The sequence below is a fragment of the Pseudomonas sp. MT92 genome (genome assembly GCF_058792515.1).
On the sequence record NZ_JBXAFA010000034.1, the window covers coordinates 1 to 14,529 of the forward strand.

The 14,529-nt window shown below is 56.0% G+C and carries 19 protein-coding genes; 4 read left to right on the top strand and 15 right to left on the bottom strand.

The window, feature by feature from the left end; translation table 11 throughout:
- Positions 1-281 precede the first annotated feature (281 nt).
- Entirely contained in the window at positions 282-1,127 is an 846-nt protein-coding gene (locus AC1Q6D_RS32670; protein WP_003464995.1) for an AraC family transcriptional regulator, read from the top strand.
- A gap of 29 nt (positions 1,128-1,156) precedes the next feature.
- On the opposite strand, the gene AC1Q6D_RS32675 is transcribed toward AC1Q6D_RS32670, so the two are convergent.
- The gene (locus tag AC1Q6D_RS32675; RefSeq protein WP_003464991.1) at positions 1,157-1,675 is read right to left on the bottom strand and encodes a YkgB family protein; all 519 of its coding nucleotides are present in this window, start codon (positions 1,673-1,675) and stop codon (positions 1,157-1,159) included.
- A 730-nt stretch (positions 1,676-2,405) separates the two neighbouring features.
- Here AC1Q6D_RS32675 and sdhC point away from each other — a divergent pair.
- Positions 2,406-2,780 carry a succinate dehydrogenase, cytochrome b556 subunit gene (gene sdhC, locus AC1Q6D_RS32680; RefSeq protein ID WP_005005993.1) on the top strand — a complete coding sequence of 125 codons (375 nt, stop codon included), beginning with the start codon at positions 2,406-2,408 and terminating at the stop codon, positions 2,778-2,780.
- 860 nt (positions 2,781-3,640) lie between these two features.
- Here sdhC and AC1Q6D_RS32685 read toward each other — a convergent pair.
- The 5 genes from AC1Q6D_RS32685 to AC1Q6D_RS32705 form a co-directional block, all read right to left on the bottom strand.
- The gene (locus tag AC1Q6D_RS32685; protein ID WP_003464988.1) at positions 3,641-3,907 is read right to left on the bottom strand and encodes a hypothetical protein; all 267 of its coding nucleotides are present in this window, start codon (positions 3,905-3,907) and stop codon (positions 3,641-3,643) included.
- A gap of 169 nt (positions 3,908-4,076) precedes the next feature.
- On the bottom strand, positions 4,077-4,358 hold the full coding sequence (locus AC1Q6D_RS32690) for a DUF427 domain-containing protein (protein WP_003464986.1): 282 nt from the start codon (positions 4,356-4,358) through the stop codon (positions 4,077-4,079).
- A 67-nt stretch (positions 4,359-4,425) separates the two neighbouring features.
- Positions 4,426-4,698 carry a glutaredoxin 3 gene (grxC, locus tag AC1Q6D_RS32695; protein WP_005005995.1) on the bottom strand — a complete coding sequence of 91 codons (273 nt, stop codon included), beginning with the start codon at positions 4,696-4,698 and terminating at the stop codon, positions 4,426-4,428.
- 453 nt (positions 4,699-5,151) lie between these two features.
- Positions 5,152-5,898 carry a ferredoxin reductase gene (locus AC1Q6D_RS32700; RefSeq protein WP_002118292.1) on the bottom strand — a complete coding sequence of 249 codons (747 nt, stop codon included), beginning with the start codon at positions 5,896-5,898 and terminating at the stop codon, positions 5,152-5,154.
- Positions 5,891-6,538: a sulfite oxidase-like oxidoreductase gene (locus tag AC1Q6D_RS32705; RefSeq protein ID WP_002118288.1), complete on the bottom strand. Its 648-nt coding sequence runs from the start codon at positions 6,536-6,538 to the stop codon at positions 5,891-5,893. Before AC1Q6D_RS32705 ends, AC1Q6D_RS32700 begins: the two co-directional genes overlap by 8 nt.
- Positions 6,539-6,960: 422 nt before the next feature.
- Here AC1Q6D_RS32705 and AC1Q6D_RS32710 point away from each other — a divergent pair, with 422 nt between their 5' ends.
- Positions 6,961-7,431 carry a TlpA family protein disulfide reductase gene (locus AC1Q6D_RS32710; RefSeq protein ID WP_003464979.1) on the top strand — a complete coding sequence of 157 codons (471 nt, stop codon included), beginning with the start codon at positions 6,961-6,963 and terminating at the stop codon, positions 7,429-7,431.
- 325 nt (positions 7,432-7,756) lie between these two features.
- On the opposite strand, the gene AC1Q6D_RS32715 is transcribed toward AC1Q6D_RS32710, so the two are convergent.
- The 3 genes from AC1Q6D_RS32715 to AC1Q6D_RS32725 all read right to left on the bottom strand — a co-directional run bounded on the left by AC1Q6D_RS32715 (position 7,757) and on the right by AC1Q6D_RS32725 (position 9,626).
- Positions 7,757-8,050 carry a DUF1330 domain-containing protein gene (locus tag AC1Q6D_RS32715; RefSeq protein ID WP_010591688.1) on the bottom strand — a complete coding sequence of 98 codons (294 nt, stop codon included), beginning with the start codon at positions 8,048-8,050 and terminating at the stop codon, positions 7,757-7,759.
- A 58-nt stretch (positions 8,051-8,108) separates the two neighbouring features.
- Positions 8,109-8,540, bottom strand: coding sequence for a GlcG/HbpS family heme-binding protein (locus AC1Q6D_RS32720; RefSeq protein ID WP_005006001.1), 432 nt, complete (start codon positions 8,538-8,540; stop codon positions 8,109-8,111).
- Between the two features lie 72 nt (positions 8,541-8,612).
- Entirely contained in the window at positions 8,613-9,626 is a 1,014-nt protein-coding gene (locus tag AC1Q6D_RS32725) for a zinc-binding alcohol dehydrogenase family protein (protein ID WP_002118279.1), read from the bottom strand.
- Between the two features lie 75 nt (positions 9,627-9,701).
- On the opposite strand from AC1Q6D_RS32725, the gene AC1Q6D_RS32730 reads away from it, so the two are divergent.
- Complete coding sequence (locus AC1Q6D_RS32730) at positions 9,702-9,869, top strand: hypothetical protein (RefSeq protein WP_016487060.1); 168 nt, start codon at positions 9,702-9,704, stop codon at positions 9,867-9,869.
- A 204-nt stretch (positions 9,870-10,073) separates the two neighbouring features.
- Here the strand turns inward: AC1Q6D_RS32730 and AC1Q6D_RS32735 are convergent, their stop codons facing one another.
- From AC1Q6D_RS32735 to AC1Q6D_RS32760, 6 genes are all read right to left on the bottom strand, one after another.
- The gene (locus AC1Q6D_RS32735; RefSeq protein ID WP_003464971.1) at positions 10,074-11,042 is read right to left on the bottom strand and encodes a magnesium and cobalt transport protein CorA; all 969 of its coding nucleotides are present in this window, start codon (positions 11,040-11,042) and stop codon (positions 10,074-10,076) included.
- Complete coding sequence (locus AC1Q6D_RS32740) at positions 11,039-11,743, bottom strand: glutathione S-transferase N-terminal domain-containing protein (RefSeq protein WP_003464969.1); 705 nt, start codon at positions 11,741-11,743, stop codon at positions 11,039-11,041. The genes AC1Q6D_RS32735 and AC1Q6D_RS32740 overlap by 4 nt, the downstream gene beginning before the upstream one ends.
- A 140-nt stretch (positions 11,744-11,883) precedes the next feature.
- A complete protein-coding gene (msrA, locus tag AC1Q6D_RS32745) occupies positions 11,884-12,423 on the bottom strand; it encodes a peptide-methionine (S)-S-oxide reductase MsrA (RefSeq protein ID WP_003464967.1) in 540 nt (179 codons plus the stop codon).
- Between the two features lies 1 nt (position 12,424).
- Positions 12,425-12,868 carry a peptide-methionine (R)-S-oxide reductase MsrB gene (msrB, locus tag AC1Q6D_RS32750; RefSeq protein ID WP_003464965.1) on the bottom strand — a complete coding sequence of 148 codons (444 nt, stop codon included), beginning with the start codon at positions 12,866-12,868 and terminating at the stop codon, positions 12,425-12,427.
- A gap of 282 nt (positions 12,869-13,150) precedes the next feature.
- On the bottom strand, positions 13,151-14,272 hold the full coding sequence (locus AC1Q6D_RS32755) for an ISAs1-like element ISPa60 family transposase (protein WP_010455375.1): 1,122 nt from the start codon (positions 14,270-14,272) through the stop codon (positions 13,151-13,153).
- 51 nt (positions 14,273-14,323) lie between these two features.
- The coding region (locus tag AC1Q6D_RS32760; RefSeq protein WP_492574013.1) for a hypothetical protein at positions 14,324-14,529 on the bottom strand (206 nt) is incomplete at its 5' end.

Consider the following 14,529-nt stretch of genomic DNA (forward strand, 5'->3'; position numbering starts at 1 on the left):
TTCATCGACCTGGATGCGCTCGTGGCGGGACTGGAGCTGGGCTGACGGAAATTTCTGGGATTCCGGCGTACAACCCCGTAAAATAGAAGAGTGAGCACTTGATTTGCTGGTGCTTTCAAACAACGGTGTTGTTTTTTTAACAGCCGAACTGGAAAGGGAGGCTGAGCTGCTCAGTGATCACTTTATCCGTTGGCTGATTTACGCCGGCATGTTCGCTACAGGCACTGAACGACAACGCAGATGGTATGGTCTGTGCGTTCTGACTCGTCAAGGATCGGCCAATGGATCGTTTGTCTAATTTGCTCTCGCGGTTCGGCGTGCGGGCCAATCTGTTCTATGACGGCGACCTATGCGGCTCTGCATCTTACGATGGCGCCGAGCGGCGAGGTTATATCCATCTGCTTCAGGCCGGCAGCGTGACGTTGCTTGGTCCCGATCGCAAGGATTTGCAGCTCACTCGCCCTAGCTTGATTTTTATGCCACGCCCCGCCAAGCATCAATTGTTTGCGGGTGAGTCCGATGGCGCAAAGTTGTTGTGTGCTTCCATGGAGTTTGAGGGCGGAATTGATAATCCTTTGTCGGCTTCATTACCGGACTGTTTGGTGCTCGCACTCGATGATCTGCCCATGCTGGCAGACACGTTGGAGTGGATGTTTGCCGAGGCGGCAAATGTGCATTGTGGAAGGGAAGCCGCGCTTGAGCGCTTATTTGAGCTCCTAATCATTCTGTTGCTCCGTTACCTGCTCGATCATCACCAGTTGCGCACCGGAATGATGGCTGGACTGGCCGACATGCGGCTTGCCCGATCGCTTTTACAGATGCACAACTCCCCGGAACATGCCTGGTCAATAGCAGAGCTGGCCAGTGAGTCAAATATGTCACGCGCTGCGTATGCCGTGCATTTCAAGAGTGTCATCGGACAGACGCCTGCTGATTATTTGTTGAGTTGGCGAGTTAGCCTGGCTCAGAAGCTGATGCGAGAAGGGCGCTCGATTACGCTGATTGCAGCTCAAGTCGGCTACGAAAGTCCTTCGGCGCTGTCTCGCGCATTTAGACGCAAGACGGGGTTGAGCCCTCGTGACTGGTTGAAAGATCTGGCGGGGGAAAATGATGGCAAAAAGGCCTAAGGCATTACTGCCTTAAGCCATTGAAAAAATTATGCATTAATTTTACGTTTTTCCAGTTCAACCAGCGAATGGCCTGCCACAAATATCGAAACAGCAAGCAACCCTAAGTCTTTAAGCAGAAACTGACCTGGCGCAACGGAAATCGCCGGAAACCCTAAACTAGGCTCAATGACGCCCGGAGTGGAAAACATAAAGCTAAGGGTTGTGAAGAACAGGCCTGCAGACAGAGCGCCTCCTACCACGGATAGTTTGGGCGACAGCATGCGGCCTGCGATCAGAGTGCCGATCGAAATCTCTAGTATGCCGAGCAGGCTGGAGAACATGTCGACCGAAAAAATGCTATACACCCATCCCAAAAGCGGGCTGTTGCTCACCAGTGGAACCAGGCCCTCGGCCTCGTAGTGGGTAAATTTCATGCCGCCGAACCAGAAGTAAATAATAGCGAGAGCCAAGTACGCGCCATAGATACCTAGCCCCATAGTTTTGGTTCCAAGCGTTAAGTGGGCCTGTACGCTGGACTTCGAGTTTTCAATGCCTATGGTTTTCATGTCTGAGCTTCCAGTAGTGAGTGAGAGTGTGTTGGCTGCCGAACGCCGTATGCGTTGGCGATGAGATGATTATGGCTGGCATCTCTAATCAAGAGGCATCAGAAAGTATTGATTTCAGTGCAGATCGTCTTGGGCGGTGCAATTCGCGATGAAGGGATCGCCGTGGAGAGCGATGAGTGCACTATTTCGATAAAGGAGTCGTTTTACATAGGTCGATGAAGCGCGTTGCGGCATCGCCTACTGTCATTTCTCAAATCTGACTATGGGGCTTGGGGCGAAGGGCGGCACTGACTAGGCTTAGAACAGCTACCAACTAGCCGCGCGGCCGCGATGCACAAAGAATGGTAACTGAGCCGTGAGTGCGGTGGGCGCCCGCATTTATTTCCAAACCCTACAGATACATCGATCTTCGACTTCAACCGGGCAGATAGCTGTTGCAGCAAGCCTATCAATCGACTTTGACGTGTTAAAGAGGATAGGTTTTCCAGGGTTGGGGAACAGCATGCCCTGCAGAACGACACACGTCACTTTTGTTAAATTAATAAGCTAGCTACCTATTGGGCATAACCTTGCAATTTGCTTCAATTTACGCACATGCACTTGCGACCTCAAAATGCAACGTAAGCCCCGAATATCTCCATTATTGTCGCCGCCAGCCTTAGTTACAGCTGCTATGATGAATGAGATCGAAAACTGAAATCCCCCACTAGAATTGTTGACTGGAGTCAAAATGAATAAAAAGCGGCCGGTTAATCTTGATATTCGAACCATTCAGCTTCCTCTCACGGCGCTTACATCGATTCTGCACCGGATTTCAGGAATTATGCTCTTTATTTTTCTGGGACTGATACTGTATATGCTGAGCAAATCGTTGGAGTCAGAAAAGGGTTTTAATGAAGTCAAGGAGATTTTTTCTTCACCTTTCGGCAAAGTTAGTTTCTGGTTGGTATACTCTTCATTTATTTATCATCTCGTAGCCGGAATTCGACACCTAGTTATGGATGTGGGTGTTGGTCATACTTTGAAAGGCAGCAATCGCGCCTCTACTATTGTTTTAGTAGTGTCGGGTGTTTTAATGGTTGCTGGCGCCGTATGGATTTGGTAGCTGTGGAGTCGTAATGCGTATTTACAAGGACTAAAAGCGTCCTTTAAAGCTAACTTACGAAAGTATTTATAATCGACGGTTCACGCTTAAACGGTTGAATCCTTTCGGGCTTCCGAATAGCTGTTAGCTGAAAGCTATCATGAGCTAAGTTTTCTGTGCATCATCAAATGTGTTAATGGGAGCGCCATAGTACTAGGTACAAATATGGCTCTAGGACAATGTTAGATGTTTTGGATTTTGAGGCGGATCGCTCTTATCGAAGATCGTCTAATTCGCTCTGAAGCGCAGGTTTTTTGAAACTATCACCTGGTTGGCACACTGTGCGAATCAACATCAGATATGAGAAAGCCAATCAGGTGAACACTACCCTCGAGGGCTCATCTGTCCAGTTAAAGCCTCGAGTCTTTCTGGGTGCGCAAAAGACAAGAAGGTTATATGGGAAAATTATGAGGCCTGGATACCATGCGTCATGGGCGTGCCGATGCTGTGAGTGACAGAGCGAGAAGCAAGTGAAAGTCCCTGAAGTAGGGGCGGGATGCGCCCGAGTGGCATTTTTTGTCTTAAGGTAGATCGCGTAGCTGTTCTTCAGAATAATCTTCAGAGCGTTGACGACAGCCATCGCTGTGCATTCCTCAAGAATAGAATGTGTCGGAAGGGTGGCGTCATTGGTGTTAGTCATCGCTTAGGATTTCTCAATCTGGCTTACACGGGCGCCTGTACCGATATCCCCGCGGATGGCGACGTATCGATGTTGAATTCCTCGCCAGACGAAGTGCAATGAGCTGCGGCTATAGGCTTGCGCAGCCTTAGATAGCCGGCCGTCGCAGGCGCGCCGGTTGGCCGGGATCTTCTTCTGCCCGTCAGGTGTCCGGTCGGAACTCCAGCACGAACGCTACGACCTTTTCGGCGGACATTTCGCACGGCTTCAACAATGTCCTATCTGATGTAACGCGGAAGAGGTTGAAGCTGACAATGTCAGTCCCGTCCAACTCCCTGGCGAACAGACTGTTGCGACGTCCGTCCCCAGATCGCCGGACGATCAAGCTGAAACGCCGGCCTTCATAAGTCCCTTCTCTGTATCCCTCCGCAAGCTTCGCGAAAGCGGCATCGAACTCGGAATGCTCCATGTCATCCATCCTTATTGATAGAACAGAGGCGCGGCGGGTGCGAGACCGCCAGTGCCGGGTCGCGCTAAGGTGCCGGGCAGATTCCTGCAGCCGACGAGGCCCGGGGTGGGCAGGATAATTGAGATGTCGGCGCCCGCATGGCTATCAGCGAAGTCGTCCGTCCAGTCTGCTAGGCAACGTCCACGCCTTTCCAGAAAGCGATGTAATCCCGGATACCCTCGGCATCCGGAGTGGGGGCGGGATAGGTCCAAGCGGCGTTCACGTTGAGCGCGTCACCCGCGCGAACATGAAAGAAGCGCGCGGCGCCTTTGATCGGACAGACAGATGTGTGCGGGCTCATCTCAAGCAGGCTCAGGTCGACTCCTGACGGTGGGAAGTAGTGATTTCCCTCGACGATGACTGTTTCGTCGCTTGTGGCGATAGTAGTGTCTTTCCAGATGGCTGAGACCAACGGACTCTCCTTTTGTATTCATCAACCGGCGAAGGCTCGCGGGCTGGCTGCCCCAAGCCGCACCTCCTCAGGTGGCAGGCGGGTTGCGCCCGAGAAGTTTGTCGAGCTCGCCTCTGACATCGAGCGCGAATAGCTCATCGGAGCCACCGATAAGGGTGCCATTGATGAAGATCTGCGGCACGGAGCTTCGCCCCGACGCTTCCGCCATGGCCTGCCGGTGAGCCGGATCCGCCTCAATATCGAGCTCCTTCCATCGCACGCCCTTTTCCTTGAGGAGCGCCTTCGCTCGGCGGCAGAACGGGCACCAATTCGTGGTGTACAGCAATACATCAGTTGTCATATTGCATCTCCGGCAGTTGCACGCGGATCGCTGTCATGGCGTTGATCTCCAATTCGCGGCGTTCAAAGATGGCGACTGCACCTTGGCCGACATCGGAGCAGATGCTGACGATTGGCCGCTATCCAGGCGACATGGCCCAAAGTGCTTTCACCGCCAGGCAGAGGCCGCACGCGCCTCCTGTAGCGCCGAGCCGATGCTCTAAGGTAACCGAGCCTCGATTGGGACGGAAGCGGTCCCGCTCGAATCGCCCATCATGCTGGTCGAGCATATCAGGACGACGGATAGTGCAGGAACTTTCAAATTGAGCTTGATGTCGAGCCAGGTATCGCGAGCGAAGGCGTTCTAGAGGCCGGGGGGTACGAAGACTGTGTTCGGCAAAACGGTTCACGTTGATCGCCAAAGCTTCCCAGGGCGCACGTCTACGATCGGCGCGACGTGAGATAGCTCGCGCCGCTAGCCCCCGTAGCGCTCCGTCTTGATGATGGAGGCGTCCAAGCCCGCCAGCAGCGCGCTATCGGTTGCGATGTTGACGAATCCGTTAGACCCGCAGACGAACACTTGCGTCGGCTTTCCCTGAAGCCTGGTTAGAATTTCTTGGACCATCATGCCGTCGATCCGTCGCGCAAAGTCCGATGCGCGAACCGGTTTCTCGCGCGTAATCGCGAGCGCCAGGACGAACGCCGGATCGCTGATTTCGATGCAATGAAGTTCTTCTGAGAAGAGAACGTCCTCGGCGGTTCGTGCGGACAGGAGCAACGCTGTCGGAACGGCTTGGGCCAATGCGCGGCGCTGCCGGATCATTGCCATCAACGGCACGAGGCCGGAGCCTCCCCCGATCAACAGAACCGGATCTATGGCAGGCTCAGGCCAAAGGAAATGGCCACCGAGCGGACCGCGAACTTCGATTTCGTCACCAATCGCCGCGATGTCGTGAAAAAACGGCGAAACTTCGGCATCCGGCATGCGCTCGATAGCTATCTCGACGATCGGGGTCGAAACTGCCGATGACGCGATCGAGTAGCTGCGCATTGCACTGTAGCCGTCGGGCGCGGTCAGCCGGATATCGACGTGCTGACCTGCGGTGTGCGCGAACGGCTTGCTCAACCGAAGGAAGAAGCTCTTGATACTCGGTGTTTGCTGGATGATGTCGTCGATCACGCATGATTGCCACGAACGGACTTGCGCTTCGTTTTCAGTCATGGGTGTATCGTTGTTCGCGCCACGGATCGCCGTAGATGTGATAGCCGTGCAGCTCCCAAAAGCCGGCCTCGTCACGCGTCGTGAATTGCAGCGCATTCACCCATTTGGCGGATTTCCAGAAGTAAAGGTGCGGCACTAGAAGACGCGCCGGCCCCCCATGATCGCGGGAAAGTGGCTTGCCCGCATAACTGAGGGCGACCATCGCTTTCCCGGAAAGCAGATCCGTCAGAGGGACGTTTGTCGAATAATTATCGTAGCAGTGCGCCAAGACGAAATCGGTAGGCCGATCAAGCTCTGCATCTGCAAGGATGTCTTCAATGAGTACACCCTCCCAAACGGTATCCAGTTTGGACCAAGAGGTGACGCAGTGAATATCCTTTGTCACCTGGGTCTTTGGTAGAGTGTTGAATTCGCCCCAATTCCACGTTTTGACGGGCTTCGGACCAATTTTGACTGTGAATTTCCAGTCGGAGGGCTCTACCCTCGGCGTAGGGCCGGCCGACAGAACAGGGAAATCCTCCACCAGATGCTGACCTGGCGGAATCCGATCGGACTGGTCGCCTGAACCGCGACCGGTGAAACCTCTGGTGACCATAGTGACCCCTCTTGCTCGATACGGCAGACCGAAGCCGGCCTTCATTTCAGTACTCTGCGTAAAGCATTTGCCCGCACATCCGCCGAATAAGCCAATCGACTAAAAATCAGATACAGATGCTCTATCATCGTAAAAAATCGCGTATCGAACATAGCGTCAGGCCAGCATGATTCCCAATACCCAATGGCTATAGGGTAGATAACCCCAAGGCTGCGTACGCTGATCTGCGGTATGCGGAGCGGAAGTTGCAGGTTCGCTCTCAAACGGATGGGCAGCGTGCAAAGCTCAAGGCTCACCAGCGCATGGTTGCCCAGTTCGCGCTCGCCGGCAGCTTGAGTATATTAAGGACGAAATGTCGATCTGATCTATTCTGGCTTCAGGAAATAGGGAAAATAAGGTCGGACGTTCGCGCACCGTCGCGACGCGCGATCATCCACTAAGCTTCTGTATCGGGGTTGGAGGATCAGATGAACGAGATCGAACGACAAGCGCCTGAGCTGCGGGTGCAAAAATGGATTGGCAAAGATGGGGAAAGTATCGCGCCGTTCAAACTGTCAGATATCGGGCCCGGCCCGAAAATCTTGTTTGCCTTCCAGCATTGGTGCCAAGGTTGCCATTTGCATGGGTTTCCGACGCTACAAAAGTTGCATGCAGCGTTGAGCTCAAAAGACGTGGGGTTCGCAGTGATCCAGACCGTCTTCGAAGGAACGCATGAGAATACCTTCGAGAAGTTGCGCGTGAACCAGCTCAAGTATGAGCTTCCTATCGTTTTCGGTCACGACGAGCAACCGACCGGCTCGCCGTTTCCAACCTTCATGGAAGACTACCGCACACGAGGAACTCCGTGGTTTACGGTTATCGACGCTGGCGGTAGCATTGTTTTCTCGGACTTCCATCTCGACGCGGAGCGACTAGTGAAGCAACTTGAGCAAGGTTAATCGTTGGAAGGTGGGCAATCATCCTGATTGCCACCCATCCCCTGATGCCCACTACAGGCGTTGCGCGCTGTAACTCTGTTGATCAGCGTGCGAAAACCCGGATCCGGATAGGAGGAGCGTCAACGATTGAATCAATCCGTTGGGAGAGGGCGGCTCCGCTCCGTCAGCTCGGCAATAGATAACCCATTCTCGCCGAGCAACTCTCTGATCCGATCGACGATATGAGCCCCTAGCGCCGCTGTCTTGGTCCCCCCCACAGATTCCCAAGATGCGAGTTCACACGCCGATACCTCGTGGTCAGCGCCGAAGTGCTTCTGTCGGTATGTCACCGCCGCCCTTCAATGATAAAGGCGCGGTAACGGGAACCGGCAAAGCGTTGAGCAGCGATGGTTTGGTAGGCGGGACTGTCATACCAGTCGCGAGCGGCCTGCATCGTCGGGAAACGCAAGATTACGGCCCCTTCGATGGGCGGCCCCTCCAAATGCTGGATCGCGCCATAAGCGGCGAGAAAGGTAACGTCGTGACCATCGAACGATGGTCCGACGCCTGCAGAATAGGTTGCGAGTGCATGTGGGTCGCTGGTTTCTTCCCGCGTAAAGACGACGAACGCTTCCATCATTAGGCCTCTCAAAGGTTGGATCTGTTGGCCATTACCACCGGTGATGGCCTCACAGTCGTCAGGCTGGCAACTGGAACCCGATTTTCATGAGTGCCTCGACGCACGCATCCTGATCCTGCTGATAGTTGCCTCCGGAGATGCCTATGCCGCCGATCAACTTCCCATCCTCCAGAATCGGATAACCGCCGCCGACAGCGACCATCCGAGGGCGATAGGCTAGCGGCGCCACTTTTGGATCGTTGGTCACATAGTCGTTCCAGACATGGGTCGGGAACCCAAACGAGGCGGAACTCCAGGCCTTGTCGATGGCAACATCGACGGTAAGGAACGGCGCATCGTCGGTGCGCTCGAACGCGCGCAGGTTACCGGTGGCGTCGACGACGGCGACGGCAGCCGGGATGCCGATGGCACGGGCCGCAGCGAGCGCCGCGTCGATGAGGGCGACTGCGGTTTCGCGGTTGATCGAGGCGGTGGCAATAGATTTGGTCATGGGATTCTCATCGCTGGGGCATAACCCGTTCGGCTTTTTGAGGTTGGACAAGATGTTTGGCGATCGCGGTCGTTAGAAGCCTTCGAGGACGATCTTGCCTTTAGCCGCGCCACTTTCGATCAGTGCATGCACCGTCTTCAGATTGGCGGCATTGATCGGCGACAGTCGCCGGGTCAGCGTCGTGCGGATTTTGCCGTCGTCAACCAGCGCTGCCATCGCATCCAGAATCTCGCCCTGCTCATTCATGTCGGGCGTGCCGTAGATCGACCGCGTGAACATCAGCTCGTGGTGGATCGACACCGCCTTGCGCTTGAAAACCATGATATCGAATGCCTTGGGATCGTCGATCAGTCCGAACCGTCCTTGTGGGGCGATCAGTTCGGCGATGTCGGCGACATGTTGCTCGGTATGTGTGGTCGAAAAGACGAAAGCGGGAGCACCGATGCCGAGTTCGGCGATCTGTGGCGCGAGCGGACGAGAATGGTCGATGACGTGGTGAGCTCCAAGCCCTCTTACCCACTCTTGGGTTTCCGGTCGAGAGGCTGTGGCGATGACGGTGAGGTCCGTGCGCTGTCGCGCGATCTGGACGGCGATCGACCCAACCCCGCCCGCGCCACCGATGATGAGGATCGCCTCCGCCGCACCGGGTACGGGCTTCGCCACGTCCAGGCGGTCGAACATCGCCTCCCAGGCCGTCAACGTCGTCAGCGGCAGCGCCGCCGCTTCCGCCCAGGAGAGCGACGCAGGTTTGTGACCGACAATCCGGGCGTCGACGAGATGGAACTCCGCATTGGTACCGGGCCGTGTGATCGATCCGGCATAATAGACCTCGTCGCCTAACTCGAACTGCGTGACGTCGGGGCCGACCTCGCGCACAATCCCGGCGGCATCCCATCCCAGCACCTTCCAATCGCCATCTGCCGGCGGCGTGCTGTTGCGGACCTTGTAGTCGACCGGGTTGACCGAGACGGCCTTCACCTCAACCAGGATATCGTATCCTGCAGCGACAGGCCGAGGCAGATTGATGTCGACCAGCGCGGCATCCGCGGCGATGGGTCCCGGAACCTTGTAACCAATGGCTTTCATAAATGTCTCCAGCTTGCTTGATCGGATGACGCGAATGCTCGTTAGTCAACTTCTTCTACATTGAGGTCCCGACTCTTGAACTGGGTCGCGGTAGCAGATTTCATCGAACACGTCGATCAACAGGCCCTTATGCTCGGTCGCCGGATCGGTGATCGCGTAGAGGGTGGAGGCGTTATCGCCATCATCACCGCTTCCGAGGCGAAACGCCGCGTCGACGCAGATGCCGCACGGACCGATGGTTGATCCTGGCTCGAGATCGACGAGATTGCTGTCCTTGACGCGCTATTCGCGGTCTTAGCCCTTGGCGATGAAGGACTGAACTGCTTGTAGAGCGTCGGTCAGCTGCTATGTCATGGACGCACCTTCATCTTGAGTTGGATTGGACAAGCTTCCGTATAAGGCCCGCTGTAACCGTCAGATGACGGCGAAGAAAACGATGGGCAGTATTCACAGCCACTTAGCCTTCTTGAAGCGCACAAATAGGAAAACGCACGATATCGCTATCACTCCGAGCACGACAAAGTATCCGTAGGCCGTGTCCAGCTCCGGCATGTGCTTAAAGTTCATGCCGTATATTCCAGCGATCGCCGTCGGGACTGCCAGTATTGCCGCCCAAGCCGCCAGCTGGCGGGTGATCACCCCCGTCCTTTGCGCTTCAAGAAGGCTGCTGGCCTCAAAGACCGTGGACAGGACAAGCAGGAGGCCGTCGACCATGGACTGCACGCGGTGGACATGGTCCGCGACGTCGTGGAAATATGGTGTCATTTCGGCGCTGATGCAGGGAAAGTGGCCGCGAACGAGCTTTCGCACCAGCTCGGCCATAGCCCCGAGCGTGCGCTGGAACCGCGTGAGTTCGGACCTTAGTTCGAAGATTCGCGCCACCTCTTCTGGCCCGAGGAAATCGTGCAGCGACCGTCGCTCCATCGCCAGGACGTCGTCCTCGATCATTTCGAAGATGGGCAGATACTGGTCGACCACGCGATGCAAGATCGCGTGCAGCACATAGTCGACACCCTTGCCGAACTGCGTCGGCGATGCCTCGAGTTGCTCCCGAAGTTTGCCCAGCGCTCCGGCATTGCCGTGCCGCACGGTGATAAGGTGATTGTGACCGGTGAAGATCGCCATCTTGCCGTAGCTGATCCGGTCGCCGACCAGCTCGGCGGTCTGCGCGACGACGTACAACTCATCGTTGTAGACCTCGAGCTTGGGCGGGCACAGCGGGTGCATCGCGTTGTCGATCGCCAACGGATGAAGATTATATGTCCTTTGGATCGCGAGTAGTTCCTCGGGGGTGGGTTCGCTAAGCGCGATCCAGCAGAAGCCCGAGCGACTCTCGCCCAACTTGACGTGCTCATCGAGCGCGATTTCGCGAACTCGCTTGCCTTCGTTGTAATAATAGGCGGCGATGATGCTCATGCTGGCCTCGCGGGAATGTGGAGGCCACGCTGGACGGCCGGTCGAGCCAGCCCGCGTCCAAGCCATGCGCGGACGTTCGAAAAGCTGCTGAGGCCAAGGATGTCACCCGCAGCGTAGAATTCCACCAGCGCATTCACCCAGCCGAGCGTCGCGATGTCCGCGATCGAATAGTCGTCGACGATCCAGTCGCGGCCTTCCAGCCGGCGATCCAGAATCCCCAGCAGACGCGTGGATTCGTCGATAAAGCGCTGTTGCGGCCGCTTGTCCTCATAGTCCTTGCCGCCAAATCGCAGGAAGAAGCCGAGCTGACCGAACATCGGCCCGATGGCCGACATCTGAAAGAACACCCACGCTAGGGTCTCGTAACGCTGGCCTGGTTCGGTGGAGATGAACTGACCCGTCTTGTCGGCCAGATAGAGGAGGATCGCACCGGATTCCCATAAGGCGATGGGTCTACCGTCAGGGCCAGCCGGATCGATGATCGCCGGTATGCGTCCGTTCGGGTTCAGCGACACGAACGCCGGATCCTTCGACTCGTTGTTCGAGATGTCGATCAGGTGGGGCTCGTACGCCAGGCCAGTCTCCTCAAGCATGATCGAGACCTTGACGCCATTGGGCGTAGGGGCTGCGTAGAGTTGCAGGCGATCGGGATGAGATGCCGGCCAGCGCTGCGTGATCGGAAAGGACGAGAGGTCTGGCATAAATCTGCGATCCTGGTGTTGCGATGGCGACTGACTGGAACGAGCCGTCACTCTGAAGTAGGGTTCGATGACCGCGTCGCTGAACGACGCGGTCACGAAGATTGCGGACCGGATCGGCGCAGTGGCAACGGCAGTGAAGCCTATTCCGCCGCGGTCCCGGCCGCTGGCTGTACGTCGTCAACCTTTTGGCGCTTCGGAAGCACCCAGCCGGGACGGACGAAGTGGCAGGTGTAGCCGCCCGGGCGCTTCTCCAGATAATCCTGGTGATCGGGCTCGGCCTCCCAGAACTCGCCGACCGGCTGGACCTCGGTCACCACTTTGCCATCCCACAGCCCCGAGGCATCCACATCGGCGATCGTATCCTCGGCGACGCGCTTCTGCTCCTCGTCGACATAATAGATGCCCGACCGGTAGGAGAGCCCACGATCATTGCCCTGGCGGTTCAGCGTCGTCGGATCGTGGATCTGGAAGAAGAATTCCAGGATGTTCCGGTAGCTCGTCACTGTCGGGTCGAAGACAATCTCGATCCCCTCGGCATGCGTGCCGTGATTACGATACGTGGCGTTCGGAATATCGCCGCCCGTGTAACCCACACGGGTCGAGATGATGCCGGGCCGCTTGCGGATCAGATCCTGCATGCCCCAGAAACATCCTCCTGCGAGAACAGCGCGCTGATGCATGTTAAGCCTCCTCTACTTGATCGAGATATTCACCGTATCCCTCGGACTCCATCTCGTCGCGCGGGATGAAGCGAAGGGACGCTGAGTTGATGCAGTACCGCAGACCGCCGCGGTCGGAAGGACCATCGGGGAACACATGGCCGAGATGACTGTCTGCGTGTACTGACCTGACCTCCGTCCGGACCATGCCGTGTGCGCTGTCCCGCACCTCGTTCACGTTTGCCGAAACGATCGGCTTGGTGAAGCTGGGCCAGCCAGTACCCGAATCGAACTTGTCCGTCGAAGCGAACAGTGGCTCTCCCGACACTATGTCGACGTAGATGCCAGGCTCCTTGTTGTCGTTGTACTCGCCCGTGAAGGGCCTTTCGGTGCCCGCCTCCTGGGTAATTCGGTGTTGCTCGGGAGTCAGGTGGTCGATTGCTGTCTGTGACTTTTCAAACTTCATTACAGTCTCCAATACTTATCTAGAGGGCCAGGCACGCTACCGCTAATTTTTTATGTCTCCTGATTTGCTCCTACAATGGTAGTGGGATGGCAAACGAGGTTTTACTAAGTGTTGGAAAATTAGAGATTTAAATTTCGCGTCTATTAGTTCTAGCGCAACTGAGTGGTTAAGCAAGTACGTAATCAGTAAATATTAAAAAAATAACACAAAAGCACGATTATATAATACAGTGTCAGTGTTTTATGATAATCAACAACGCCTGTCAAGGCAATCGCATGAAGCTCACCTGAGACCTAATAGTTCAGCCCGATAATCATCAGAGGTTGCAGCAATCAGCCTTCGTGCCTTGATGCCACCCTTGCGCTTGACCGGATCCAACCGGATCAAATTCAATGTAAGTTGCTTGAGAACGGCCATGTTGTGGGCAGCATGCCCGGTTCGGATCCGCATCTGATCGTCACCAAAAATGACATCCATGCACCAGTGGACGCGGTTCTCCACGCCCCAGTGCGCCCTGATGGCATGTGCGATGCGCTCTGCATCCGGAGCAAGACTGCTGATGTAGTAACGGCGCTCCAGGCTGGTCTGGTTGCCCACAGTCCGCTCGGACTCCAGCATCACGAAAGTGCGCAGTCCTGGCCAGCGTTCTGGCTGTGGCAGGCACTGGAGTTGGTCGAAAACATGGCAGCGACGAACCTCCAGCCGGCCATGGTCCTTCTCGACATGCTCGAAGTGCGCATGGGGTACCCGGGCAGGATCGCCGTCCAAAAAGGTGTCAGCGAAGTCATCGATCGCTTCGGCCAGCTTCGGCTGGTTTCCCTTGATGGCCAGCAGATAGTGCGCCCCGCGATCGAGAATGGCCTGTGCAATGTCCGGCTGGGTACCCATGGCATCGATCGTCACGGTGCAGCCCTCAAGCGCCAGTGTGGCCAGCAGCTCAGGAATGGCGGTCTTCTCGTTGGACTTCTGGGAGGTCGCCCTCTGCCCGAGAATCAGCCCTGAATCAGCCGCAAAAGCGCTGACCAGGTGCAACGGGGCCGTGTTTTTCTTGCCGGAGCGGCGACTGGTCTTGCCGTCTAGGGCAACCACTTGCGGAGAAAGGGCCGGTAGGATCGCCGCAACCCAACAGCGGAAGGCCTGCTCGAACTCCTCTGGATCGATCAGGCTGAATAGCCGTCCAAAGGTGTCGTGTGAGGGAATGCCGTGGGGTAGTTTCAGAATACGGCGGAACCAGTCCAGCCGCTGCTCAGCCCAGAGTTCGATTTCGATGAAGGTGTCAGCGCCGGCAAGCACGCCGCAGATAGCCACGACCAGTGTTTCGACCAGGTCGTGACGAATCTTGCCCTGCTGACGGGGATCATTGATGGCGACCAGAACATCGGAGATTGGTATGTGATGCGACATTGCAGGGCATCCTGAGTAGAGAGGCGCTCAGGATGCCCGCTGGGAAAGGACTCATTCAAATCGGCAGGCGTTCATGCGATTGCCCTGCAACGCCTGTTTAGATGCTGGTAGATGCGAATTTTTTGGCGTACAGTCAAAATTTTCTGATGGTTGCTTAGTGTGTTGGCGCTGATGGAAAATTGACCCAGTGGGGATGCGGCGGAAATCTTGGACTACCTGGAGGTAGTTCATGTACTCATACGAAGACCGTATCCGAG

Excerpts from the sequence above, each read along its gene's own strand:
- sdhC (WP_005005993.1), top strand. The coding sequence starts at position 2,406 with ATGAATAAAAAGCGGCCGGTTAATCTTGATATTCGAACCATTCAGCTT.
- AC1Q6D_RS32755 (WP_010455375.1), bottom strand. The coding sequence starts at position 14,272 with ATGTCGCATCACATACCAATCTCCGATGTTCTGGTCGCCATCAATGAT.
- AC1Q6D_RS32685 (WP_003464988.1), bottom strand. The coding sequence starts at position 3,907 with ATGGAGCATTCCGAGTTCGATGCCGCTTTCGCGAAGCTTGCGGAGGGA.
- msrB (WP_003464965.1), bottom strand. The coding sequence starts at position 12,868 with ATGAAGTTTGAAAAGTCACAGACAGCAATCGACCACCTGACTCCCGAG.
- AC1Q6D_RS32710 (WP_003464979.1), top strand. The coding sequence starts at position 6,961 with ATGAACGAGATCGAACGACAAGCGCCTGAGCTGCGGGTGCAAAAATGG.
- AC1Q6D_RS32715 (WP_010591688.1), bottom strand. The coding sequence starts at position 8,050 with ATGATGGAAGCGTTCGTCGTCTTTACGCGGGAAGAAACCAGCGACCCA.
- AC1Q6D_RS32735 (WP_003464971.1), bottom strand. The coding sequence starts at position 11,042 with ATGAGCATCATCGCCGCCTATTATTACAACGAAGGCAAGCGAGTTCGC.
- grxC (WP_005005995.1), bottom strand. The coding sequence starts at position 4,698 with ATGACAACTGATGTATTGCTGTACACCACGAATTGGTGCCCGTTCTGC.
- msrA (WP_003464967.1), bottom strand. The coding sequence starts at position 12,423 with ATGCATCAGCGCGCTGTTCTCGCAGGAGGATGTTTCTGGGGCATGCAG.
- AC1Q6D_RS32670 (WP_003464995.1), top strand. The coding sequence starts at position 282 with ATGGATCGTTTGTCTAATTTGCTCTCGCGGTTCGGCGTGCGGGCCAAT.
- AC1Q6D_RS32725 (WP_002118279.1), bottom strand. The coding sequence starts at position 9,626 with ATGAAAGCCATTGGTTACAAGGTTCCGGGACCCATCGCCGCGGATGCC.
- AC1Q6D_RS32675 (WP_003464991.1), bottom strand. The coding sequence starts at position 1,675 with ATGAAAACCATAGGCATTGAAAACTCGAAGTCCAGCGTACAGGCCCAC.
- AC1Q6D_RS32720 (WP_005006001.1), bottom strand. The coding sequence starts at position 8,540 with ATGACCAAATCTATTGCCACCGCCTCGATCAACCGCGAAACCGCAGTC.
- AC1Q6D_RS32740 (WP_003464969.1), bottom strand. The coding sequence starts at position 11,743 with ATGCCAGACCTCTCGTCCTTTCCGATCACGCAGCGCTGGCCGGCATCT.
- AC1Q6D_RS32700 (WP_002118292.1), bottom strand. The coding sequence starts at position 5,898 with ATGACTGAAAACGAAGCGCAAGTCCGTTCGTGGCAATCATGCGTGATC.
- AC1Q6D_RS32705 (WP_002118288.1), bottom strand. The coding sequence starts at position 6,538 with ATGAAGGCCGGCTTCGGTCTGCCGTATCGAGCAAGAGGGGTCACTATG.